Source organism: Methylobacterium sp. WL6, from assembly GCF_008040095.1.
Taxonomy (GTDB): domain Bacteria; phylum Pseudomonadota; class Alphaproteobacteria; order Rhizobiales; family Beijerinckiaceae; genus Methylobacterium.
Genome location: NZ_VRVH01000012.1, coordinates 41807 through 48559 on the forward strand (window position 1 = coordinate 41807; position 6753 = coordinate 48559).

Sequence of the window (6753 nt, forward strand, 5' to 3'; positions counted from 1 at the left end):
TTGACCCGTTGCAGACTCTAATAGGTCCGCTTCGAGGCTGTCTATGACATAGCTTGTTAAGTCCGGTTCGGTGGTCTCCTGTCCGTCCGCATCAAGGCGACTCATGCATAGAAGTAGGCATGGTGGGGTCCGATGCGGCCACGATGTAGCCTGCCGCACCGATGTCGGGACCGAGCTTCGCTTGGCGGGTCAGCGCATGCTCGATCTCGTCCACGCGGACGTAGGCAGCGGAACGCTTGGCCGCGAGGGCTTTCCCCAGGGTTGTCTTGTCTGTGCCGGGTAATCGGCCAAGGACGACAAGTATGCGGCCTCCAGTGCTCTGCTACGTCCGCTTAGCGGATAAGACAGGTCCGCGAGCGCTGCCATCGCCGCACCGGGCCTGCGGCGTACAAGCAGCCAACTCAGACCCCGTCGACCGGAGTCTTCGGGAGAGCGGTGATCCTCAGCTCGATGACACCGCGCTCGATCGTATCGCGACCGTTGTTCGGTCGGCGTCGCCCAGGCGGCCGCCGCGTCGCTGTGCGTTTCGCCGGGCACAACCACTCGGACACCATCCACTCCCACGCGAAACGGGCTTTCCTAAAGCCTGCCACAACCTTACGTCGTTCCGACCCCGCCATGCCAACGCGTCCAGGGATCCAGGGTGACAGACGGCTCTACCGACACGTCGCGAGCATCCGACGCTGGCGGCATCGCCGCCCGACGGGGCTTCCGAATCCAGGACCACGTCGCGGCGAGGATCGCCCTTGAGATGCTTCAGGACCCGACGATCCACCGGCTCGAATGCGAGACCGCCGACGACATCGTCGTTCGCCGCGGGGCGGTCGCGTCGAGCGTGAGCGAGTACGTCCAGGTCAAAACCACCGAGGCGGACGGCAAGTGGAACCTCAAGGAGCTGACGGAGCGCGACAAGGGCAGAAAAGGCACCTCTATCTGCGAGCGGTCCCTTCTCTGCGACGCTGGAGGCGATGAGCCATGGTACCGCATCGTGACCACTCGGGCGGTGTCGGGCAAGCTGGCACCATTCACGCGGGACCGGCTGCGGCGCTCAGGTGACGCGGAGTTCGAGGCGCTAGTCCAGGCCTTCGCCAAGAAGTACCCCGATATCAGGTCTCGCTCCGGGCGGACGCTCGCCCATTGGTCGCGGAACCTGTTGTGGGAGGTCGAATCGGACGAAAGGGCGCTGGAGGCTAGGAACACGACGACACTGCTCAGGCTCGCGCAGGGTCGCGGCCTCACCCCCCCGTTCCACATGATCGACGAGGTGTACGCGCGGCTGACGGCGAAGACCCGCGCAATGGGTGACGCGGCCGCGAGAGACCCCACCAAGAAGGCGTGGCGGCGGTCCGAATGCCTGGCATGGTGGGAGGGCGAGCTCGACCGGATGCGCGCCACTGTCGTGGCACACGTCAAGGTTTACCAACTGGTGGACGCCCCGAGCTTCTTCTCGGAACTCTGCAGCGTTACCAACGCCGACGCCAAGCGCGCCCTTTACGCCTACGACGTTGAGTACGATGGCGACGCGTGGCGCAAGGACGAGCTGATTGAGCATCTCCTGGACTGGCTGCCGGAGGTGGCGTTGCCGCCCCGCATGCTGGCGACCTTCAACCACCTGTCGGCGCGCCGGCTGCCCGGCGAGGCGCTCAGGGCCCTGGATCGGCGCGGGCCGCCCGACATGCCGCGCCTCGTCGCCAGCTTGATGCTACACGCCATCCTGCGCCACCATTTTGGGGCCGAGCCGATCGCATGCCGGATCTTCTTCCTGGTCGCGGGGGAGTTGCGATCGACGAGCGCGCACATCGTCCCGCTGCCCGGCGGCGACGAGATATGGCTTGGGCGTTCCCGCCTGGTCACCGCCCAGTCCCATCGGGCGGTCATCGACGAGGTCCTGTCGGAACTGCGCACCGCACTGACTCGCGACGTCCTGGTGGAGGAGCGCGACATCATCGTGCAGCTCCGCGAACCCCGCCACCTCCGGGCCGACACCCTGGACAGGGTCCTGAGCGCGACCGGCAAGACCTCCGACCTGCTGCGGGTCATTCGGCTGCCGATCCTGGTCGCATACGACAGCGATACCCTGCGCGCGGGTTTCGACCTCGCCTACGTGACCCTCCTCCAGGCGGAGGTCCGGGATGAGTACGAGAGGATCAAGGCTCGCATCGGCGACGAGCTGCGCGGCGTGGAGGTGTCGTTGTTCCTGGTCCCGGTCGAGTGCGCCCAGACGCTCGAACGGGACTTCACGACTCGGCTCAGGGGGCGTTGATGGATCCGGACCTCATCCGCGCGTGCCTAGCCGACCCCGACGAGCTCGCCGCGCAGCGATTCACGATCTTCCGGGAGGTCGCGCGGCTGGCTAACGACGAGCGGACGGTGGCGACGGCCCGCGAGCTCGTAATACGCCTTCTGGCGCACAAGGCCACGCTGCCCGAGGGGTACGACGCGCTGCTCGACGCCCTGGTGCGCGAGGTTGGGCTGTTCCCCTACGTCGATCACGCGAAGGGCCGTGACCTGGAGGACCAGATCCTCGTCGAGGCGCACCGCGTGCACGGGGTCGGCGAGGAGCGCTTCTTCCACAGCCTGCAGCTCTCCGTGTTCCAGGAGCTCGTCGCGGGCCGCAACGTCGTCCTGAGCGCGCCCACCAGCGTCGGCAAGAGCCTGGTGATCGACGCGGTCCTTGCGACGCGCCGACACAAGCGCGCGGTCATCGTCGTTCCGACGATCGCGCTGATCGACGAAACGCGGAGGAGGATCGCCTCTACGTTGGGCCAGTCCCACGATATCATCACCCATCCGAGCCAGGCGCGGCTGGAGGACGGGCGGCCTACGGTCTACGTCCTGACCCAAGAGCGCGCGTTGGGACGCAAGGATCTTGGCGATGTCGACTTCTTTGTCATCGACGAGTTCTACAAGCTCGACCTGCGCGAGGAGGACGACGAGCGGACGGTTGACCTCAACCTGTGCTTCCATCGCCTGGCGCGGCAGGGCGCGCAATTCTACCTCATAGGGCCCAACATCTCGTCGGTTGGGGGACTGGCAGCCGATTACAGGCACGTCTTTATCCCGTCCGACTTCACGACGGTCGCGCTCGACATACACCACTTCAACCTGCGGCAGCGCGGCGAGGAGCGCGTTGAGAAGATGGTCGAGCTCTGCGGCACGCTGGCCGGACCGACGCTCGTGTACTGCCAATCGCCCCGCAGCGCCCGGGACGCGGCGAAGCATGTCTATGTCGGCTGCGACCTCGGGACCTGCGACGCGACGCGGGACGCGGCGAACTGGCTGGCGCACCATTACCCGCCGGAATGGGAGGTGGTCCAGGCGTTACGACGCGGCGTCGGCATCCACCATGGCAACGTGCCACGCGCGATCCAGCAGTACATGGTCCGCGCCTTCGAGCAGGGGAAGATCAAGATCCTCGTCTGTACGTCCACGATCATCGAGGGCGTCAACACCGTCGCTGAGAACGTCGTCATATTCGACCGCCGTAGGAACGCGAAGACCATCGACGACTTCACGTTCCGGAACATCGCTGGACGCGCCGGCCGCATGAACCGCTACTTTGTTGGCAAGGTCTTCGTGCTTGAAGAGGCGGTGGAGCCTGGCGACCATACGGTCGATCTGCCGGTCGGCCGCCAGGACGCGGCCACCCCCCTGTCGCTTCTCCTCGACCTACCCGAGGACAGCCTTTCGGAGGTTTCGCGCGACCGGCTTGCCGGCGCGTTCGATGGCTCGATGCTCGATGCGGCGACTATCAGGGCGAACCGGTACGTCCCGGTCGAGCGGCAGGATGCAGCCTGCGCGGCCGTGGCCGAGATCCTCGACCGGGACCCGAGCCTCCTCCGGTGGCGCGGCGTGCCCTCGTCGCCGCAACTCCGGACAGTATGCGACCTGATTTACGACCACATCGACCGCGGGAATTCGCTGCGCCGGCACGGCATCTTCGCGGGCGACCAGCTTCAGGCGGCGCTCACGGCCCTCATAGCGGCCGACGACCTCAGAAAGTTCATCGACCGGCGCGTGCGCGAACGGCGCGACGACGTCGGCATCAGCGAGGCCGTCGAGTCCGCGCTTTCGTTCCTGCGCAACTACGTCGGCTACGCCTTCGGCCGCCAGTTGATGGCCGTAAGCCGCATCCAATCCGACGTCGTCTTGCGGCGCGGGCGCGGTGCCCCCGGCGACTACGGCCTGTTCGCCGCGCAGGCCGACTCACTTTTCATGCCGGCCGGTCTCTTCGCGCTCGACGAGTACGGCGTCCCGGCCGAGATCGCGTTGAAGCTGATGAGGGCTTGGGGTCGCATCGACGACGTAGACCAAGGCCTGCGCATGCTCGCAGGTACCGACCTCAACGCAATCGACCTGCAGCCGTTCGAGCGCGAGCTGCTTCTCGCAGTGCGCACGTCCCTACCATCGCGAGCCTACTCCTGAGGGCCAACGCTACCGCGGCCGCCGGTGACCTCAGGCCTCGCCGTCCGACGGCCATTCTCGGAAGCGGACCAATCGCTTTCGGTCAGGCTCAGTCATCACGCAGACCCATGTGAGCGTCTCCTCGGGGTCGGCACCGGAGGGTCAGCCCGTTGGCGCTAAATGTCCGCTACCGGGCGTCGAGTGTAATTCCGCTGCTGGCGCAACGCAGACGCCATCGCTCCTGATCGCGATGAGCGAAGTCGCCGCAATAACGGCGTAAATGCCTATCAAGCGCCTAGGTGGCACCGCGTACTGGACGGGACAAGGGCTGATAAGACAGACCCTTCGCGCAATTAATTGCACAAGTTAGCTTCGCCGCAGTTCTACTGCCCCTGCGATTGCGACTGGCTGTGTGATGGGATGCGGGATCCAGTTGCCAAGGTGCGCCGGCGGCCCGTACGCCTACGTGATCGAGTAGGCCAGCAGGAGCAGAGCGTTGGCTGTACCCCGTACCCCCGCCGAACTTGTGAAGCTCGTCACTGACTTGGCCGGCAAACCAGCGAGCTTTTACGATCTTGCTCGTCGGCTGCATGAGCTGCACGCCGCATCCTCCTCGGACTTCAGAAAGATCACCACGAACGGTGTCGTTGGTCGACGGCGAGCCTATCAGATGGTGCGCATCGCGAGGGTCTTCGGTCCCTCGAAGATCCCCGCACCGGATCTCGAAGCGGTGGGGTTCACGAAGCTCAACCTCCTGGCCGAGAAGAATGAGAAGGGAAGCGTCTTAACCACGGCCGAGGTCGAGTTCCTAGTGGATTGGGCTGCCCAGCATACGGTCAAAGCGCTGCAGGATCGCCTCGCTAAGGACCCGGACAAGCAGAAGAAGCGCGTGGTCGCCATCTACCTAACGCAGGCAGAGTACTCGCTGTACCGCGCGGCGATGATGAAATTCGGTGCGCCGCCGGTGGGAAAGGGCCTGGGGGGGGCAGGAGATGGCGCTCATGAAGTTGATCGCCAGCCTGAAGGCGGATGATGGCGCGCCGTAAGCGTGCGCACACATCCGTCCCTGTAGAAGCCCCGTCGTAAAAAGCTCCTCAGGATCGATCAACAGGGCGATAGCCAAGCGCCCGAACGACGAATGCGAAGGTCAAGCAATTCCAATTTGCGGACACATCGCGGACACGAGGCGCTCACCGCCTTCGTACCCTGGAGCTAAGTCACTGTAATAATTGGTGAGCGCGTTGGGGTTCGAACCCAAGACCTACAGATTAAAAGTCCGTTGCTCTACCAGCTGAGCTACGCGCTCGCGTCCGCCGTGCGGTCGGCCGCGCGGGCCGGGCCCGGGGAGGCGTGGGTGGAATAGGGGAGGCCGCCGGACGGGTCAACATGGGCGTGGCCCGCGCGGCGTCGCATCCGGGGCGCGCGGGCGCCGTCGTGCCGCGCGGGCGCCATGGTCTGCTGGCATCGGCGGTCGAACGCCCCCTCCTTGGGCCGGAAGGCCAGCCGTGATCCCTCCCCTCTCCTCCCCGGCGTCGTCCTCCCGCCGCTGGCGGCGCTTCGCCGGGACCTTCGCCCTCGCCGGCCTCGGGGCCGGCCTCGCCGCGATCGGTTTCGTCGCCGCGATGGACCCCTACGGCCTTCGCGCGCGCCCGGGCCGGCCGGGGGCGATCATGGATCGCAACCAGCGCTTCATGTATCCGCGGATCGCCCGCGCGGGCGGGTACGATGCGGCGGTGTTCGGCACCTCGACGGCGCGCCTCATCGATCCGAACGCCCTCGACCGGGCGTTCGGGGCGCGCTTCGCCAACCTGGCCGTCAATGCCGCGACGCCGGACGAGCAGCGCACCCTGGCGCGGCTGTTCCTGCGCCGGAACACCGTGCACGCGGTGCTGTTCGCGCTCGATTCGACGTGGTGCGCCGCCGACGCGCCCCGCCGCACCGCGCATCCGTTCCCGGACTGGCTCTATGCGGAGGGCGCGCCCTGGGGCTGGCTGCGGCAGGTGAACGGGCAGAGCCTCGGGATCGCGGCCCAGGTCGCGCTCAACCGCCTCGGCCTCGCCCCGGCCCGCATCCGCGGCGACGGGTTTTCCGTGTTCACGCCGCCGGAGGTCAGCTACGACCCGGTCCGCGCCGCGCGCCACATCCACGGCGGCGGCAGCCCGCTCGATCCGGAGACGGCCGGCCCGGGCACGCCTCCCCCGGCCCAGGCCGGCGACGCCATGCCCATGCTCGATGCGTTCGATGCGCTGCTGGCCTCCGTGCCGGGCGCGGCGCGCAAGCTCGTCGCCTTCATGCCGGTCCACGTGGCGGCGCAGGGGGCGGCCGGCACGTGGACCGGCATGAAGGCGA

The 6753-nt window shown here is 66.9% G+C and carries 4 protein-coding genes and 1 tRNA gene; 4 read left to right on the forward strand and 1 reads right to left on the reverse strand.

Annotation, left to right across the window (positions count from 1 at the left end):
* Window positions 1-643 precede the first annotated feature (643 nt).
* The 3 genes from FV230_RS03510 to FV230_RS03520 all read left to right on the forward strand — a co-directional run bounded on the left by FV230_RS03510 (window position 644) and on the right by FV230_RS03520 (window position 5437).
* Window positions 644-2263 (forward strand): Hachiman antiphage defense system protein HamA, encoded by a 1620-nt coding sequence (locus tag FV230_RS03510; RefSeq protein WP_187275368.1) that lies wholly within the window; start codon window positions 644-646, stop codon window positions 2261-2263.
* Complete coding sequence (locus tag FV230_RS03515; RefSeq protein WP_147841275.1) at window positions 2263-4425, forward strand: DEAD/DEAH box helicase; 2163 nt, start codon at window positions 2263-2265, stop codon at window positions 4423-4425. The genes FV230_RS03510 and FV230_RS03515 overlap by 1 nt, the downstream gene beginning before the upstream one ends.
* A gap of 475 nt (window positions 4426-4900) precedes the next feature.
* Complete coding sequence (locus FV230_RS03520) at window positions 4901-5437, forward strand: hypothetical protein (RefSeq protein WP_147841276.1); 537 nt, start codon at window positions 4901-4903, stop codon at window positions 5435-5437.
* A 197-nt stretch (window positions 5438-5634) separates the two neighbouring features.
* Here the strand turns inward: FV230_RS03520 and FV230_RS03525 are convergent.
* A tRNA-Lys gene (locus FV230_RS03525) sits at window positions 5635-5710 on the reverse strand.
* A gap of 199 nt (window positions 5711-5909) precedes the next feature.
* Between FV230_RS03525 and FV230_RS03530 the strand changes: the two genes are divergently transcribed.
* Window positions 5910-6753 (forward strand): hypothetical protein (locus tag FV230_RS03530; protein WP_147841277.1); only part of this gene is annotated, 844 nt, incomplete at its 3' end.